This window comes from Pseudomonas sp. D1-1, assembly GCF_051132225.1.
In the GTDB taxonomy this organism is placed as follows: domain Bacteria; phylum Pseudomonadota; class Gammaproteobacteria; order Pseudomonadales; family Pseudomonadaceae; genus Aquipseudomonas.
Window position 1 is genome coordinate 3,913,123 of the sequence record NZ_CP071676.1, and the last position, 14,185, is coordinate 3,927,307.

Consider the following 14,185-nt stretch of genomic DNA (forward strand, 5'->3'; position numbering starts at 1 on the left):
TCAATGGGGGACGCCGCCGTGTCCATCACCACCATTTCCAGCCGCGAGTTCAACCACGACACAAGCGGTGCCAAAAAAGCTACCCGAGAAGGCCCGGTCATTATCACCGACCGTGGCAAGCCGGCCCATGTGCTGCTAAGCATTGAGGAGTACCAGAAACTGACCGGCGCTGGCACCAGCATCGTCGAGTTGCTGGTCATGCCCGATGCGCCGGATATCGACTTCGATCCCGAGCGCGCCGTCATCACGCCCCGCTCGGTGGACCTGTCCTGAATGTTCCTGCTCGATACCAACGTCATCTCGGAGCTGCGCAAGCCCCAGGCCGATAAAAACGTACAAGCCTGGGCGCGCAGTGTCCCCGCTCCCAGCCTGTATGTTTCGGCCATCACCGTGTTGGAACTGGAAACCGGAGTCTTGCGCTTTGAGCGCAAGGACCCGGCGCAAGGCAGCCGTTTGCGTGCATGGCTGAATAACCACGTCATGCCCGCGTTTGCCGGCAGGATCCTCGCGGTCGACCGCGCCGTGGCCCTGCGTTGCGCCCGCCTGCATGTCCCGGACCGCAGCAATGAGTGCGATGCGCTGATCGCCGCCACGGCGCTGGTCCATGGGCTGACCGTGGTAACCCGCAACGTGGCGGATTTCAGAAGCAGCGGCGTGGCGCTGATCAACCCATGGGTTAGCTAGCCAAGCAACAGATGCGCGCGCCGGAAACCATGACATGGCTATAGTCAATTGATCTGGGTCATGAGTTGTTACATCCGCTACACCATTCGGCGCCGACGCCCAACGCGACCAAAGGTCGCACGCTTGAGCCAGAGCGACAGGCGTATCATTGCGCCATTGCAACACCCTTTCTGACCGTGGTCGGCACGTACTGGCCTCGGCATTTTTCCACTGCCGTGGGATGCAATTGATGAGCAACCAGATTCCGGTACATGACGTTACCCCGCCTGCCAAGGACGCCAACAAAAGCGTCGACCTCTATGCATCTCGGGAAAAAATCTACACCCGCGCCTTCACTGGCCTGTTTCGCAACCTGCGCATGGTCGGTGGGGCGGTTCTGTTCCTGCTGTATTTCGGTACCGTCTGGCTGAACTGGGGCGGTCATCAGGCTGTCTGGTGGAACCTGCCGGAACGCAAATTCTTTATTTTCGGCGCGACCTTCTGGCCCCAGGACTTCATCCTGCTCTCGGGGCTGCTGATCATCGCGGCCTTCGGCCTGTTTTTCATTACCGTCTATGCCGGTCGGGTCTGGTGTGGCTATACCTGCCCACAAAGCGTATGGACGTGGATTTTCATGTGGTGCGAAAAGGTCACCGAAGGCGACCGCAACCAACGCATCAAGCTCGACAAAACGCCCATGAGCGCCAACAAATTCCTGCGCAAGTTCGCCAAGCACAGCCTGTGGCTGCTGATCGGTTTTGTCACCGGCATGACCTTCGTTGGCTACTTCACCCCGATCCGTGAGCTGGTCTTCGAGTTCTTCACCGGCCAGGCCGATGGCTGGTCGTATTTCTGGGTCGGTTTCTTCACCCTCGCCACCTATGGCAACGCCGGCTGGCTGCGTGAGCAAGTGTGCATCTACATGTGCCCGTACGCCCGCTTCCAGAGCGTGATGTTCGACAAGGACACCCTGATCGTCTCCTACGACCCGCGTCGCGGCGAAGCCCGGGGCCCGCGCAAGAAAGGCATCGACTACAAGGCGCTGGGCCTGGGGGACTGCATCGATTGCACCATGTGCGTCCAGGTCTGCCCTACCGGCATCGACATCCGCGACGGCCTGCAGATCGAATGCATCGGCTGCGCAGCCTGCATTGATGCCTGCGACAACATCATGGACAAGATGGATTATCCCCGCGGCCTGATCAGCTACACCACGGAACACAACCTCTCGGGGCAGAAAACCCATAAACTGCGCCCGCGCCTGATCGGTTATGCCCTGGTGCTGCTGGCAATGATCAGCCTGTTGGTGACCGCGTTCTTCATGCGCTCGCTGGTGGGTTTCGACGTCAGCAAGGACCGCGTGCTGTACCGCGAGAACGCCGAAGGCCGGATCGAGAACGTCTACAGCCTGAAGATCATGAACAAGGACCAGCGTGACCATACCTACGTGCTGGAAGCCACCGGTTTGCCTGATCTGAAGCTGCAGGGTAAACGGGAGATCAAGGTCGCGGCCGGTGATATCTACAGCCAGCCGGTAGAGCTATCCAGCGCACCGGAACAATTGCCGTCCAGCACCAATGAGGTGACCTTCATCCTCAAGGATGCCGATGACGACAGCGTCCATGTTGAAGCCAAGAGCCGGTTCATCGGCCCACAGACTCGTTGAGAGAAATGCACATGCCTGCAGCAACCGCCACCAGCCCTTGGTACAAGCACCTCTGGCCGTGGATCATCATCGGGATCCTCGCTTGCTCGGTGACGCTGAGCCTGACCATGGTGACCATCGCGGTGAAGAACCCGGACAACCTGGTCAATGACAACTATTACGAAGCCGGCAAGGGCATCAATCGCTCGCTGGAACGCGAACTGCTGGCCCAGACCCTGCAGTTGCATGCCAACGTGCAATTGGACGACCTCACCGGTGAAGTGAGCCTGCGCCTGAACGGCAACAGCCGGCCCCAGACCGTGGAGCTGAGCCTGATCTCCCCAACGCAGCCGGAGAAAGACCGCAAGATCCTGTTGACCCGCAACGACAGCGAACCAGGACGCTACGTCGGCCAACTGGCGGACAAGATCGAAGGTCGGCGTTTTGTCGAATTGCTGGGTGTGGAACACGATCGGACCTGGCGCTTGTTCGAAGAAGAACAGATCAGCCACGGCCAGGACATCCAGCTTGGCGACGAGCCGCTGCAAGGCGCTGAAGACCTGAAAAAGTAGACCGCTGTTGTGTGGCGAGGGAGCTTGCTCCCGCTGGGCCGCAAAGCGGCCCCGCTTTTTAATCCAGGCATTCCTCAGGCGTATTGTTGTACTCAGACTGCGACTGCTTCGCAGCCGAGCGGGAGCAAGCTCCCTCGCCACAAAAAGGTTTTCACGCGACAACATGACCACTCCACAGCCCTGCTACCACTGCGCCCTGCCCGTCCCGCCCGGCAGTCGCTTCACCGCCGTTGTCCTCGGTGAGACCCGCGAGCTGTGTTGCCCCGGTTGCCAGGCGGTGGCCGAAGCGATCGTTGCCGGCGGCCTTGAGCATTATTACCAACACCGCAGCGAAGCGTCGGCCAACCCACAAACCCTGCCCGTTCAATTGACCGACGAGCTGGCGTTGTACGATCGCCCCGATGTGCAGCAATCGTTCGTCCGCCATGAAGGTGAGCTGGCCGAAACGACTCTGCTGATGGAAGGCATCAGTTGCGCCGCCTGCGGCTGGCTGATCGAAAAGCAATTGCGCAGCCTGCCGGCCGTGGCCGAGGCGCGGTTGAACCTGTCGAACCACCGCCTGCACGTACGCTGGGCCGACGCGCAACTGCCGCTGAGCACGCTGCTCGCCGAACTGCGCCAAATCGGCTATGCCGCGCACCCGTACCAGGCCGATCAGGCCAGCGAGCAGCTCGCCGCGCAAAACCGCCTGGCCCTGCGTCAATTGGGCGTGGCCGGGTTGCTGTGGTTCCAGGCAATGATGGCGACGATGGCGACCTGGCCCGAATTCAACATCGACCTGAGCCCGGAGATGCACACCATCCTGCGCTGGGTCGCACTGTTTCTCACCACGCCTATCGTGTTCTACAGTTGCGCGCCGTTTTTCAAAGGTGCGCTGCGAGATTTGCGCACCCGCCACCTGACCATGGACGTTTCGGTGTCCTTGGCCATCGGCGGCGCCTACGTCGCCGGGATCTGGACCTCCATCACCGGGGTGGGCGAGCTGTACTTCGATGCGGTCGGCATGTTCGCCCTGTTCCTGCTCGCCGGCCGCTACCTGGAACGCCGGGCCCGGGAGCGCACTGCTGCGGCCACCGCCCAACTGGTCAACCTGCTGCCAGCGTCGTGCCTGCGCCTGGACGAGCGCGGCCAGAGCGAACGCATCCTGCTCAGCGAACTGCGCACCGGTGACCGGGTGCTGGTCCAACCCGGAGCGATCCTGCCCGCCGATGGCACGATTCTCGACGGCCAGTCCAGCGTCGACGAATCGCTGCTGACCGGCGAATACCTGCCGCAACCGCGCCAGGCAGGCGACGCGGTAACGGCAGGCACGCTCAACGTCGAAGGCGCCCTGACGGTCGAGGTACGGGCGTTGGGACAGGACACGCGGTTATCGGCCATCGTGCGCCTGCTGGAACGGGCCCAGGCCGAAAAGCCACGACTGGCGGAAATCGCCGACCGCGCCGCCCAATGGTTCCTGCTGTTCTCCCTGGTCGCAGCGGCGGCCATCGGCCTGTTGTGGTGGCAGCTGGATGCTTCGCGTGCGTTCTGGATCGTCCTGGCGATGCTGGTCGCGACCTGTCCTTGTGCGCTGTCCCTGGCGACACCAACCGCTCTGACAGCTGCCACCGGAACCCTGCACAAACTCGGCCTGCTGCTGACGCGTGGTCATGTGCTGGAAGGCCTTAACCAGATCGACACGGTGATTTTCGACAAGACCGGCACCCTCACGGAAGGTCGCCTGGCGTTACGCGCCATCAGGCCATTGGCCGCCCTCGACGGTGATCAATGCCTGGGCTTGGCCGCGGCCTTGGAAAACCGTTCGGAACACCCCATCGCCCGAGCTTTTGGTCGCGCACCGTTGGCCGCCGAACAGGTACACAGCAGCCCAGGGCTGGGACTCGAAGGCCTGGTCGCCGAACAACGCCTGCGCATCGGCCAGCCCGGTTTTGTCTGCGGACTGAGCGGCTCGGCCGTACCGCCGATGCCGGACGAACCCGGACAATGGCTGTTGCTGGGCGACGACATCGGGCCACTGGCCTGGTTTGTCCTCGATGACCGCCTGCGCGCTGATGCGCCGGCGCTGCTCGCCGCCTGCAAGGCGCGGGGCTGGCGTACGCTATTGCTCTCCGGCGACAGCTCGCCGATGGTGGCCAGTGTCGCCGCCGAGCTGGGCATCGACGAGGCCCGCGGCGGCTTGCGTCCGGACGACAAGCTGGCCGTGCTCCAGCAGTTGCACCAGCAGGGTCGCAAGGTGCTGATGCTCGGTGATGGCGTGAATGACGTGCCGGTGCTGGCGGCGGCGGACATCAGTGTCGCCACGGGTTCGGCCACCGACCTTGCCAAGACCAGCGCCGACGCAGTGCTGCTGTCCAACCGCCTCGATGCCCTGATTCATGCATTCGGCCTGGCCCGGCGTACCCGCCGCGTGATCATTGAGAACCTGATCTGGGCAGGGCTGTACAATGGCCTCATGTTGCCGTTCGCCGCCCTCGGCTGGATCACGCCGGTGTGGGCCGCGGTCGGCATGTCCATCAGTTCGTTGACCGTGGTGCTGAATGCCTTGCGGCTGACCCGCCAACCGCGAGCGCAGGTTGGCGAAACCACGCCCGATACCCGTCCGCTGCCGGCCTGAGCCGCGCGGGCATGGAGTTCCGAGATGCCAGCTCTCTACGTGATGATCCCGGCCGCACTGTTGATCGTGGCCGTCGCCGTCTACATTTTCTTCTGGGCCGTGGACAGCGGCCAATACGATGACCTCGACGGCCCGGCCCATAGCATCCTGTTCGACGACCAGGACCCGAACCACAAGGCGGCCGTCGAGGAAGCCAGCAGCGCGGACCACAAACCGGACGACAAGGCGCCGCCCCATGCTTGACCTGGCGCCAATGCTGGTTTCCGCCGTCATCCTCGGCCTGCTCGGCGGCGGCCATTGCCTGGGCATGTGCGGTGGCCTGATGGGCGCCCTGACCCTGGCGATTCCCAAGGAACAACGCAGCCGCCGCTTGCGACTATTGCTCGCGTACAACCTGGGACGCATCGTCAGCTACGCCGCGGCCGGCCTGCTGATCGGCCTGGCCGGCTGGGCCGTGGCGAACAGCCCGGCGGCGATGATCCTGCGCGTGCTGGCCGGTTTACTGATGATTGTCATGGGACTTTACCTGGCGGGCTGGTGGAGCGGCCTGACCCGTATCGAAAGCCTGGGCCGTGGTTTGTGGCGGCGTATCCAACCCATCGCCAACCGCCTGCTGCCGGTGTCGAGCCTGCCCCGGGCCCTGCTGCTCGGCGCGCTGTGGGGCTGGCTGCCCTGCGGACTGGTCTACAGCACCCTGCTGTGGTCCGCCAGCCAGGGTAACGCGGTGGACAGTGCACTGCTGATGCTCGCCTTCGGCCTGGGCACCTGGCCGGTCCTGCTCGCCACCGGCCTCGCGGCAGAGCGCGTCACGGCACTGCTGCGCAAACGCAGCGTGCGCATGGCTGGGGGGTTGCTGGTGATTGTCTTCGGCATCTGGACATTGCCGGGGCCGCATCAGCATTGGCTCATGGGGCATTGACCGAGGCGCCCGCAATCGCGAGCAAGCTCGCTCCCACAGGGGACTTGTAGCAAACCACAGATTGGGGAACTCCCGGGACCAAATGTAGGAGCGAGCTTGCTCGCGATGAGGCCAGAAGCGTCAACCCCATGCCCCGTTGACGCAAATCAACACGCCCCTTCCCTTCGCCTCATAGACTTCAAGCATGCCAGCCTAACCGGGGAACGCCCGCATGCTCGACGCCATTCGTTGGGACTCAGACCTGATCCGCCGCTACGACCTGGCGGGACCGCGCTATACCTCGTACCCGACCGCGGCCCAGTTCGCCGGCCAGGTGGGCACGTTCGACCTGCTCCATGCCCTGCGCGACAGCCGCAAGGCCCGCAGGCCTTTGTCGCTTTATGTGCACGTGCCGTTTTGCGCGAACATTTGCTACTACTGCGCCTGCAACAAGGTCATCACCAAGGACCGCGGCCGCGCCCATGCCTACCTGCAACGCCTGGAGCAGGAAATCCAGCTGATCGGCTGCCACCTGGACCCGGCCCAGCGCGTGGAACAGTTGCACCTGGGCGGTGGCACGCCAACCTTCCTCAGTCACGACGAGCTGCGCCAGTTGATGGCCAGGCTGCGCGAGAGTTTCAACCTGATGGACGATGACTGCGGTGACTACGGCATCGAGATCGACCCGCGAGAGGCGGATTGGTCGACCATGGGTCTGCTGCGGGAATTGGGTTTCAACCGGGTCAGCATCGGCCTGCAGGACCTTGACCCTACCGTGCAGCGTGCCGTCAACCGCCTGCAAAGCCTGGACGAAACCCGTGCGGTGATCGAAGCCGCCCGGACCCTGCAGTTTCGCTCGATCAACATCGACCTGATCTATGGCTTGCCCAAGCAGACCCCGGAAAACTTCGCCCGCACCGTCGAGGAAGTGATCAGCCTGCAACCGGACCGTCTCTCGGTGTTCAACTACGCCCACCTGCCGGAGCGCTTCATGCCGCAGCGGCGCATCAACAGCCAGGACCTGCCGAATCCTGTGCAGAAACTGGCCATGTTACAAGGCACTATTGAACAGCTGACCGCCGCCGGTTATCGCTACATCGGCATGGACCACTTCGCCCTGCCCGATGACGAACTGGCGATCGCCCAGGAGGAGGCGACCTTACAGCGCAATTTCCAGGGCTACACCACTCACGGCCATTGCGACCTGATCGGCCTCGGGGTCTCGGCCATCAGCCAGATCGGCGACTTGTACTGCCAGAACAGCAGTGACCTGAACCAGTACCAGAACGCCCTCGCCGACGGGCAATTGGCAACCAGCCGGGGCATTGTGTGCAATGCCGACGACAGGCTGCGACGCGCGGTGATCCAACAACTGATCTGCCATTTCAGCCTGGCATTCGCCGAGATCGAGCAAGTCTTCAATATCGATTTCCGGGGGTATTTCGGCTCTATATGGCCGCAACTACAGACGATGAACGACGACGGGCTGGTTGAACTGACGGCTACGCACATCAAGGTACTCCCTGCCGGACGTCTGTTGGTGCGTTCGGTTTGCATGGTATTCGACGCGTATCTGCAGCAGCAGAATCGGCAGCGTTTTTCCCGCGTCATCTGAGCGCGACAATTTGACGGCAATACCACACTGGCCGGTGTTTGCGTGCTGAGTTACCCTTACGGCTTATGTGTGTTTTCCCACAAGGATTTAAGAAATGTCCGAGCCAGTCAAATCGCGCGCTCATAACCAGGCCCATTGCAAGGACTGCAGCCTGGCCCCTCTGTGCCTGCCACTTTCGTTGAACCTGGAGGACATGGACGCGCTGGACGACATCGTCAAACGAGGCCGTCCGTTGAAAAAAGGCGAGTTCCTGTTCCGCCAGGGCGATGCCTTCGATTCGGTCTACGCCGTGCGCTCGGGCGCCTTGAAGACCTTCAACCTGAGCGACGGTGGCGAAGAACAACTCACCGGTTTCCACTTGCCCAGCGAGCTGGTCGGCCTGTCGGGCATGGACACCGAGACCCATCCGGTCTCGGCCCAGGCGCTTGAGACGACCTCGGTATGCGAGATTCCGTTTGATCACCTGGACGAACTGGCCTTGCAACTGCCGCAACTGCGTCGTCAACTGATGCGCGTGATGAGCCGGGAGATCCGCGACGACCAACAGATGATGCTGCTGCTCTCGAAGAAAACCGCCGACGAGCGCATCGCGACCTTCCTGGTCAACCTCTCGGCGCGTTTCCGCGCCCGTGGTTTTTCGGCCAATCAGTTTCGCCTGAGCATGTCGCGCAACGAGATCGGCAACTACCTGGGCCTGGCGGTGGAAACCGTGTCCCGGGTGTTTACCCGTTTCCAGCAGAGCAAACTGATCGCCGCCGAGGGCAAGGAAATCCATATCCTTGACCCGATCCAGCTCTGCGCGCTGGCCGGAGGCTCGGTCGAAGGCTGATGCGCCTGCGCGGCTGAGGCTTTGCCGCCGCCGCGCTATACTGCGGCGTTTGCAGCCAGCCAGGACACCTCGACGATGGTCTTCGACTCCTTCGACATCAAATCCCTGATCCGCCCGGTAATCGACTTCCCCAAGCCAGGCGTGATCTTTCGCGACATCACCCCACTGTTCCAGTCCCCCACCGCGCTGCGGCTGGTCATGGACAGCTTCGCCCATCGCTACGTCGAGGCCAGCTTCACGCACATCGGCGCGATGGACGCGCGCGGCTTCCTGATCGGCTCGATCCTGGCCTATCAGTTGAACAAACCGCTGGTGCTGTTCCGCAAGCAAGGCAAATTGCCGGCCGACGTGTTGGCCGAGGGTTACCAGACCGAGTACGGCGAGGCTTTCCTGGAGGTCCACGCCGATAGCCTGTGCGAGGGCGATTCGGTGGTGATGTTCGATGACCTGATCGCCACCGGTGGCACGCTGATCGCCGCCGCCAACCTGATCCGCCGCATGCGCGCCACGGTCCATGAAGCCGCCGCGATCATCGACTTGCCGGAATTGCTCGGTTCCCGGCGCTTGGAAGACATGGGCATTCCCACGTTCTGCCTGACCCGGTTTTCGCTTAGCGAAAAATAACCTCAGGGCGATGAATAGCCCTGTGGGAGCGAGCTTGCTCGCGATAGCGGTAGATCAGTCGATACCTATACCGGCTGACACACCGCTATCGCGAGCAAGCTCGCTCCCACAGGGGATTTGTGTTGCGGCTATAAGGCGATCGGCTTGCGCCCGGCAAACGAATGCGCCAGCGTCCCGCCATCCACCAGCTCCAGCTCGCCACCCAATGGCACGCCATGGGCGATGCGGGAGGCAACCAGGCCCTTGTTGCCCAGCAACTGAGCGATGTAATGGGCGGTAGCTTCGCCTTCCACCGTCGGGTTCGTCGCGAGGATGACTTCGGTGAACGTGCCCGCCTCTTCGATGCGCGCCATCAGTTGTGGAATGCCGATGGCCTCCGGCCCCAGGCCGTCAAGCGGCGACAAGTGCCCCTTGAGTACAAAGTAGCGGCCACGGAAACCGGTCTGCTCCACCGCGTAGACATCCATCGGCCCCTCCACCACGCAGAGCAGGCTGTCGTCCCGGCGCGGGTCGGCACATTGCGGGCAGAGGTCGTCTTCGGTGAGGGTGCGGCATAAGCGGCAATGCCCTACCCCTTCCATGGCCTGGCTCAGGGCTTGGGCCAGGCGCGACCCGCCGCTGCGATCACGCTCAAGCAATTGCAACGCCATGCGCTGGGCAGTTTTCTGACCCACACCCGGCAAGGTTCGCAGGGCATCGATCAGTTGGCGGATCAAAGGGCTGAAGCTCATGGAGGAAACGTCCGACATAACAACGAGACGCGGTTTATACCCGCGCCTCCGTTTAGCGTCAAATACTCAATCCTTCGACACGCGTATCACCAATTTGCCGAAGTTGCGCCCTTCCAGCAGCCCGATGAAAGCCTGCGGCGCGTTCTCCAGGCCATCCACCACATCTTCGCGGAACTTGACCTTGCCATCGCGCACCCACGGCGCCATCGCGCTGATGAACTCCGGCTGGCGGTCGCCGTAGTCGTCGAACACGATGAAGCCCTGGATCCGCACGCGTTTGGTCAGCAACGTGCGTTGCAGCTGCGGCAAGCGATCCGGACCGCTTGGCGGCTGATGATCGTTGTAGGCCGCGATCAAGCCGCAAAGAGGGATGCGTGCCTTGGCGTTGAGCAGCGGCACCACCGCGTCGAAGACTTTGCCACCGACGTTTTCGTAATAGATATCGATGCCCTGGTCGCAGGCCCGGGCCAGTTCGTCGGCGAAATTCGCACTCTTGTGATCGACGCAGGCGTCAAATCCCAACTCGTCGACCACGTATTTGCATTTTTCACTGCCACCGGCCACGCCCACCACTCGCAGCCCCTTGATCTTCGCCACCTGGCCGACCACCGAGCCCACGGCGCCCGATGCCGCCGCGACCACCAGGGTCTCGCCTGCCTTGGGTTGGCCGATGTCCATCAGTCCCATGTAGGCGGTCATGCCCGGCATGCCCAGTACTCCGAGCGCCATCGAGGGGCTGGGGAGTCCGGACGGGATGGGGATGACGTTGCGGCCATCGCTGATGCAGTGGCTCTGCCAGCCCGTAGCGCCGACCACCAGATCACCTTCCTGGAATTTCGGGTGCATCGAGCGCTCCACACGACTGACGGCGCCACCGGTCATCACTTCGTCGATTTGCACTGGCGCGGCGTAGGAAGGCGCGTCACTCATACGCCCACGCATGTAAGGATCGAGCGAAAGGTACAGCGTCTTTAGCAGGATCTGCCCGTCCGCCAGGTCCGGCAGCGTCACGTCTTCAAGACGAAAGTTTTCCGGGGTTGGCGCACCTTGGGGGCGCGAGGCCAGGACGATGCGCTGATTGGAAATCGATGACATGGAGGCGGTCTCCTTGTTCGGTGAGTGGACACGTATAGGGAGCAGACCATTGCCGAGGGGGCGGCGTTCGATGTTTGTTCAGTTGGTCCGCAGTGGCCGCATCGCGAGCAAGCTCGCTCCCACAGGGTTCATGGGTGAACACACATCTTGTATTCATCACAATCCACTGTGGGAGCGAGCTTGCTCGCGATAGCGATCTGGCATCCACCGCTATCTCTGAAGCAGAAACAAAAATGCCAGGCGCGATGCCTGGCATTGTATGTAGCCCATCCCGAGCGGGATGGCGAATCAGAACGGCAGCTTCATGCCCGGCGGCAGTTGCATGCCGGCGGTCATGCCGGACATTTTGTCCTGGCTGTTGGCTTCGATCTTGCGCACCGCGTCATTGACGGCGGCGGCAAACAGGGCCTCGAGCATTTCCTTGTCGTCTTCGCTCAAGCCCTCGACCACGCTCGGGTCGATGCTGACGCGCTTGATGTCGTGGCGACCGGTCATGACCACGGTCACCATGTCGCCGCCGGACTTGCCGGTGACTTCGGCGTTGGCCAGCTCTTCCTGCATCTTGGCCATTTTTTCCTGCATCTGCTGCGCCTGCTTCATCAGGCCGGCCATGCCACCTTTCATCATGGGAATCACCTCGAAAGTACGTGGATAAACACAGCGCCCGGCGTTCAGGCCGGCGCTTTCAATTATGAGCCCTGGGTAACCGGGGCCTCGACAGGTTCGATAGTATCGTGACGGACCACGGCGCCGAACTGTTGCATCATCTGCTGGATGAACGGATCGTTGTGGATCGACTCCTCGGCTTCGCGCTGGCGGTCGGCACGCCGGCGGGATGCAGCCTGGGCCGGGGTTTCCTGCTCGGGCTTGATCAGCTCGATGGTCAACGTCAGGGTGCGCTGGTGATATTGGTTCAGCGCATCGTTCAGGCGACGTTGCTGGGTCGCGTTGAACAGCGCGCTGTGGGCCGGATCCAGGTGCAGCAGCCAATGGTCGCCGTCCACCGAAATCAAAGTGCAGTTGGCGGCGATGCTGCCGGTCATGCCACTGATCTGCAGTTTCGGGAACAACTCCAGCCATTGCAGCGCCAGCCCGGTGGCCGGCATTGCCGCCGGTTCGGGTTCGGGCTCCGGCGCCGGCTCGGCGGCGTGCTCGCTGGCCAGGTCGTCCAGATAGCTGTAGGCCGAGTCCATGTCCGGCTCGATGTAGTCCTCATCCAACGGTGGCTCATCGTCCAGGTCGATGCCCGGCGTGGCGACAGCAACGTCAGCCACCGTCGGCTCAGGCATCGGCGCGGCCACCCACTCGGGTGCATCGGGCACCACACTGTCAGGCGTGGGCATAGGCATCGGCGGCAGGTCAGGCTGCTCGGCGACGGTTTCCAGCACCGGTTCCACGGCAGGTTGCTGGACGATCTCCGGCTCGACCGGATCATTCCAGGGCAGGTCGATAATGGCTTCGGCGACCGGCTCGGATGGCGCCTCGACAGCCGGCTCAGGCTGCGCCTCGACGACCGGCTCGGGTGTAGCGACGACAGCTGTCGGCTCGGCTATGGGCACCACCGTTGCCGGGGCAGAAGCCGCTGCCGACGCAACAACGGGCGTGGCAGCCACTGGCTTGGCGGAATCAGCTGTGGCCTGGCTGATCCCCACTGGCTTTAGCGCTTGTCTCGGCGCGTCCGGCGTATCGGCCGGCCGGAACGCGAGCATGCGCAGCAGGACCATTTCGAAGCCGCCACGCGGATCCGGGGCCAAAGGCAAGTCGCGTCGACCGATCAGGCCCATCTGGTAATAGAACTGCACGTCTTCGGCCGGCAGCGCCTGGGCCAATGCCAGTACGCGATCGCGGTCCCCGTGACCGTTATCGACACCCTCAGGCAAGGCCTGGGCGATGGCGACACGGTGCAGTACGTTGAGAATTTCCGAGAGTACGCCATTCCAGTCCGGCCCCTGCTCGGCCAGGTGACGCACCGCTTCAAGCAGCGCCTTTGCGTCACCTTCTATCAGCGCATGCAACACGTCATAGACCTGGCCGTGATCGAGGGTACCGAGCATGGCGCGCACATCGGCAGCCATGACCTTGCCCTCACCAAAGGCGATCGCCTGGTCGGTCAGGCTCATGGCGTCGCGCATCGAACCATCGGCAGCGCGGCCCAGCAGCCAGAGCGCGTCGTCCTCGAAGGGTACGTTCTCGACGCCCAGGACGTGCGTCAGGTGCTCGACCACCCGTTCCGGCGTCATGTTCTTCAGAGAAAACTGCAGGCAGCGCGACAGAATCGTTGCCGGAAGTTTCTGCGGGTCGGTGGTGGCCAGGATGAATTTGACGTACGGCGGCGGCTCTTCGAGGGTCTTGAGCAGCGCATTGAAGGAATGGCTGGAAAGCATGTGCACTTCGTCGATCAGGTAGACCTTGAAGCGCCCACGGCTCGGGGCGTATTGCACGTTGTCGAGCAGCTCGCGGGTGTCTTCGACCTTGGTGCGGCTGGCGGCGTCGATCTCGATCAGGTCGACGAAACGACCTTCGTCGATTTCCCGGCAGACCGAACACTCGCCGCAGGGCGTCGAGGTGATACCGGTTTCACAGTTCAGGCACTTGGCAATGATCCGCGCAATGGTCGTCTTGCCCACGCCACGGGTGCCGGTAAACAGGTAGGCATGGTGCAGCCGCTGGCTGTCCAAGGCATTGATCAGAGCCTTGAGCACATGGGTCTGGCCGACCATTTCGCGGAACGAGCGCGGACGCCATTTACGTGCAAGAACCTGATAACTCATCGAAAACCGTCGCAACGAAGGAACATAAGCGGCTAATGCTAGCGGAGCAGGGCCGAAATTGCATCCGGTGTGCTCGTCTAATCTGACTAAGCTTGAGTTGGGGCTCGGTTGTCGACGCGGTTTTGCAC

General features: G+C 62.6%; 14 protein-coding genes. 10 read left to right on the top strand and 4 right to left on the bottom strand.

The window, feature by feature from the left end; genetic code table 11:
* Nucleotides 1-3: 3 nt before the first annotated feature.
* The 10 genes from J3P86_RS17540 (at nucleotide 4) to J3P86_RS17585 (ending at nucleotide 9,460) form a co-directional block, all read left to right on the top strand.
* Entirely contained in the window at nucleotides 4-273 is a 270-nt protein-coding gene (locus J3P86_RS17540) for a type II toxin-antitoxin system Phd/YefM family antitoxin (RefSeq protein WP_434672434.1), read from the top strand.
* Nucleotides 274-684, top strand: a complete 411-nt coding sequence (locus tag J3P86_RS17545; protein ID WP_434629691.1) for a type II toxin-antitoxin system VapC family toxin — start codon at nucleotides 274-276, stop codon at nucleotides 682-684.
* Between the two features lie 229 nt (nucleotides 685-913).
* The gene (ccoG, locus tag J3P86_RS17550) at nucleotides 914-2,329 is read left to right on the top strand and encodes a cytochrome c oxidase accessory protein CcoG (protein WP_434601329.1); all 1,416 of its coding nucleotides are present in this window, start codon (nucleotides 914-916) and stop codon (nucleotides 2,327-2,329) included.
* 11 nt (nucleotides 2,330-2,340) lie between these two features.
* Entirely contained in the window at nucleotides 2,341-2,880 is a 540-nt protein-coding gene (locus tag J3P86_RS17555) for a FixH family protein (RefSeq protein WP_434629688.1), read from the top strand.
* A gap of 163 nt (nucleotides 2,881-3,043) precedes the next feature.
* Nucleotides 3,044-5,494, top strand: a complete 2,451-nt coding sequence (locus J3P86_RS17560) for a heavy metal translocating P-type ATPase (protein WP_434698534.1) — start codon at nucleotides 3,044-3,046, stop codon at nucleotides 5,492-5,494.
* A 24-nt stretch (nucleotides 5,495-5,518) separates the two neighbouring features.
* Entirely contained in the window at nucleotides 5,519-5,737 is a 219-nt protein-coding gene (ccoS, locus tag J3P86_RS17565; protein ID WP_434572984.1) for a cbb3-type cytochrome oxidase assembly protein CcoS, read from the top strand.
* Nucleotides 5,730-6,413 (top strand): sulfite exporter TauE/SafE family protein, encoded by a 684-nt coding sequence (locus J3P86_RS17570; RefSeq protein ID WP_434601331.1) that lies wholly within the window; start codon nucleotides 5,730-5,732, stop codon nucleotides 6,411-6,413. Before ccoS ends, J3P86_RS17570 begins: the two co-directional genes overlap by 8 nt.
* Before the next feature lie 211 nt (nucleotides 6,414-6,624).
* A complete protein-coding gene (gene hemN / locus J3P86_RS17575; protein ID WP_434698535.1) occupies nucleotides 6,625-8,007 on the top strand; it encodes an oxygen-independent coproporphyrinogen III oxidase in 1,383 nt (460 codons plus the stop codon).
* A gap of 94 nt (nucleotides 8,008-8,101) precedes the next feature.
* Nucleotides 8,102-8,836 carry a fumarate/nitrate reduction transcriptional regulator Fnr gene (gene fnr, locus J3P86_RS17580; RefSeq protein ID WP_305499946.1) on the top strand — a complete coding sequence of 245 codons (735 nt, stop codon included), beginning with the start codon at nucleotides 8,102-8,104 and terminating at the stop codon, nucleotides 8,834-8,836.
* Between the two features lie 75 nt (nucleotides 8,837-8,911).
* Nucleotides 8,912-9,460: an adenine phosphoribosyltransferase gene (locus tag J3P86_RS17585; protein ID WP_434698536.1), complete on the top strand. Its 549-nt coding sequence runs from the start codon at nucleotides 8,912-8,914 to the stop codon at nucleotides 9,458-9,460.
* A gap of 128 nt (nucleotides 9,461-9,588) precedes the next feature.
* Here J3P86_RS17585 and recR read toward each other — a convergent pair whose 3' ends face one another.
* From recR to dnaX, 4 genes are all read right to left on the bottom strand, one after another.
* A complete protein-coding gene (gene recR, locus J3P86_RS17590) occupies nucleotides 9,589-10,191 on the bottom strand; it encodes a recombination mediator RecR (protein WP_305499942.1) in 603 nt (200 codons plus the stop codon).
* Nucleotides 10,192-10,257: 66 nt separating this feature from the next.
* Entirely contained in the window at nucleotides 10,258-11,286 is a 1,029-nt protein-coding gene (locus J3P86_RS17595) for an NADP-dependent oxidoreductase (RefSeq protein ID WP_434697279.1), read from the bottom strand.
* 288 nt (nucleotides 11,287-11,574) lie between these two features.
* Nucleotides 11,575-11,913, bottom strand: a complete 339-nt coding sequence (locus J3P86_RS17600; RefSeq protein WP_003183512.1) for a YbaB/EbfC family nucleoid-associated protein — start codon at nucleotides 11,911-11,913, stop codon at nucleotides 11,575-11,577.
* Nucleotides 11,914-11,975: 62 nt separating this feature from the next.
* The gene (gene dnaX / locus J3P86_RS17605; RefSeq protein WP_434698537.1) at nucleotides 11,976-14,057 is read right to left on the bottom strand and encodes a DNA polymerase III subunit gamma/tau; all 2,082 of its coding nucleotides are present in this window, start codon (nucleotides 14,055-14,057) and stop codon (nucleotides 11,976-11,978) included.
* Between the last annotated feature and the right edge of the window lie 128 nt (nucleotides 14,058-14,185).